Here is a 2,078-nt window from a genome sequence, read left to right as displayed (position 1 = left end):
TCCTTTGTAGGAGCGGCGCTTGAGCCGCGAACCGTGCAAAGCAGGACATCCACCTGATAATTTGCAATCTTGCCCTGCACCACTCAGGGCTCCGGCTTCTCCAGCTCCTGCATCACATAGCCCACCTCGTCCATCTTCTCGGTGAGTACCTGCTGGGCATCAAACAGACCCCGGTTATAGAAATGTGGTCCCAGCTCTTTGGCAAAGAAATCAATCAAGAACTCCGCCTCGAACCCACCGATATCCTGCTGAAGCTCGTCTTCGAAGTACCCCTTGATCTTGCTGACCATGCGGGATTTTTGGTCTGGGGTGAAGGTGATATCGGTCATGGTTTACTCATTGCCGAAGAAGGGTTGGAGCAAAGTGCAAGACCTAACCCCATTCGCCCATCATTTGGCGACCGGTTTTTAATGGCTTTTTTATGCATTTAGCCACCCATGCTCTGGATGATTTTTTTGTTTAATTCCTGAAATGACTTTACAAGATCATCACACGCTACCTTTGATGCACCACAACGTGCCGACATATCTATATAGATAGTGCCATCGCGCTCAATTACTCGTCTCTCAACATATGCTGGATGAGCTGGATGATTTATTGGAGTAAAACTGTACATCACACCCTCTTGAGAGCTGGCGATAGTCCACCCGTTTTTCTCGTAAACACTAAAAGACTTATCGCCTTTTAAATCGTTTAATTTTTCACCAACACTTTGACCTTCTTTATTATGACCGGTATACCCCAGATCCTCGCCATAGACCAAACAGGGCAGCAGACCAATCGCGATTAAAGAAAGTAAGCATTTCATGCTGATTACTCGTTTGATTGCATAACGCCGGCCATCATGCGCTCGTCGCATGCATGGCATTGTTATGTACCGGAACCAATTAGAGCTGCCACTATTGAGGCCCCTGCACTAACAATAGCAACCACCATAGGAATGACAATCTTCCAGCGCTCGGACCTAGAAAGTTGCCTATCATGAATCTCAATAGCCACATCCATGAGCTTGTTCACTGTATTTGAATCTAAAATAGGACGTATTTTTTTCTTGTTTTCGGTAGCATGAGGAAGTACGTACCTGGAAATCAGTGAAACTCGATTCACTTTCCCATCTTCTTCCTCATCCTCGTTCTCAAAGCGAACTCGGAAAAACTCGGGGTGCGCTCGCCCCAGATCAATCCAGCTGTTCTCTGAATCCGGCTTATTTTTTAACTCATCGATCAAACCGGATTCACTGCGACTCGTATATTTGTCATATGCGAGAACCTGTATCAGAGCAAGAACATCTGCCAGGCGCCCCGGCTTTAGATACGACGTTTTCCGCTCCTCGCTCACGATTCCCTCTCCTTCACATAACGCCCGGCTTTGGGGCGGACTTGTAGCCGCGCAGCGGCGGAAAGGCCGTCCAGCCCCGAAGGGGGGCGACAACAGCCGATAGTTATGTAATCTTATCCACGCTCCCGTATGAAGGCGTCACTTCTAGATATTTCGCCATGATATTCAGGAAGGTGCGTACTTAAGTACTGCCTCAGCTCATTTTCATGCTCAGTGGTAGTTGATGGCCCAAGCATAATACCCGCAGACATCAGGCAGATTTTATCGTAAGCCACATCAATAAACTGTATATCAGTTGGGTCATTGTTAATTATGACTTCTTGGCAGGTATTATAAAGTGAAGACCCCCGTCTTGGCCTCAGCTGTTTAATCGGTACGGCTTGCAAAACAAACCTCACTTCCTCTTGGAATTCCCAGAGCTCATTTTTAGTAAGAGCATAGTCTTCTATATAGCCCTGAGTCATCAGGCCGCGTACGTCTTTATACATTTGAATTCTTGGTTGTTCTTTATATACGACTTTGGATAGAAACTCTGTGTCTCGCTCGCCTCTGTGAAACAAAAATACGTAAGCATTTCTATTGGTATGATTTGCAATAAAGTGCTTCTTAAAAAACTGAGGCTTCAAGAAATCAGGCGAAAATTCAATTCTTACTGCAAACGGCGAATTCACATACATCTTCCAAAGCGGAATACTTTCGCGCTTTTGTGATGTCCAGCAACTGACAAAGGTATAAGGGGC

Annotated in this window: 4 protein-coding genes; all 4 read right to left on the bottom strand. The window is 46.0% G+C overall.

Annotated elements, in window-relative coordinates:
• Window positions 1-83: 83 nt before the first annotated feature.
• Complete coding sequence (locus A3730_RS01220) at window positions 84-329, bottom strand: DUF2164 domain-containing protein (RefSeq protein ID WP_063519559.1); 246 nt, start codon at window positions 327-329, stop codon at window positions 84-86.
• A 98-nt stretch (window positions 330-427) separates the two neighbouring features.
• Entirely contained in the window at window positions 428-808 is a 381-nt protein-coding gene (locus A3730_RS30120; RefSeq protein WP_156496943.1) for a molecular chaperone DnaJ, read from the bottom strand.
• A gap of 62 nt (window positions 809-870) precedes the next feature.
• On the bottom strand, window positions 871-1,338 hold the full coding sequence (locus A3730_RS01215; protein ID WP_063519558.1) for a hypothetical protein: 468 nt from the start codon (window positions 1,336-1,338) through the stop codon (window positions 871-873).
• Window positions 1,339-1,451: 113 nt separating this feature from the next.
• Window positions 1,452-2,078: hypothetical protein (locus tag A3730_RS01210; RefSeq protein WP_063537307.1), on the bottom strand; the 627-nt coding region annotated here is incomplete at its 5' end.

The sequence above is a fragment of the Alcanivorax sp. HI0044 genome (genome assembly GCF_001634945.1).
Note: the sequence above shows the minus strand (reverse complement) of the source record. Positions and strands in the feature narration are given on the sequence as shown.

Bases quoted from the DNA above. Each gene is read 5' to 3' on its own strand.
- A3730_RS01220 (WP_063519559.1), bottom strand. From the start codon at position 329: ATGACCGATATCACCTTCACCCCAGACCAAAAATCCCGCATGGTCAGC.
- A3730_RS30120 (WP_156496943.1), bottom strand. From the start codon at position 808: ATGAAATGCTTACTTTCTTTAATCGCGATTGGTCTGCTGCCCTGTTTG.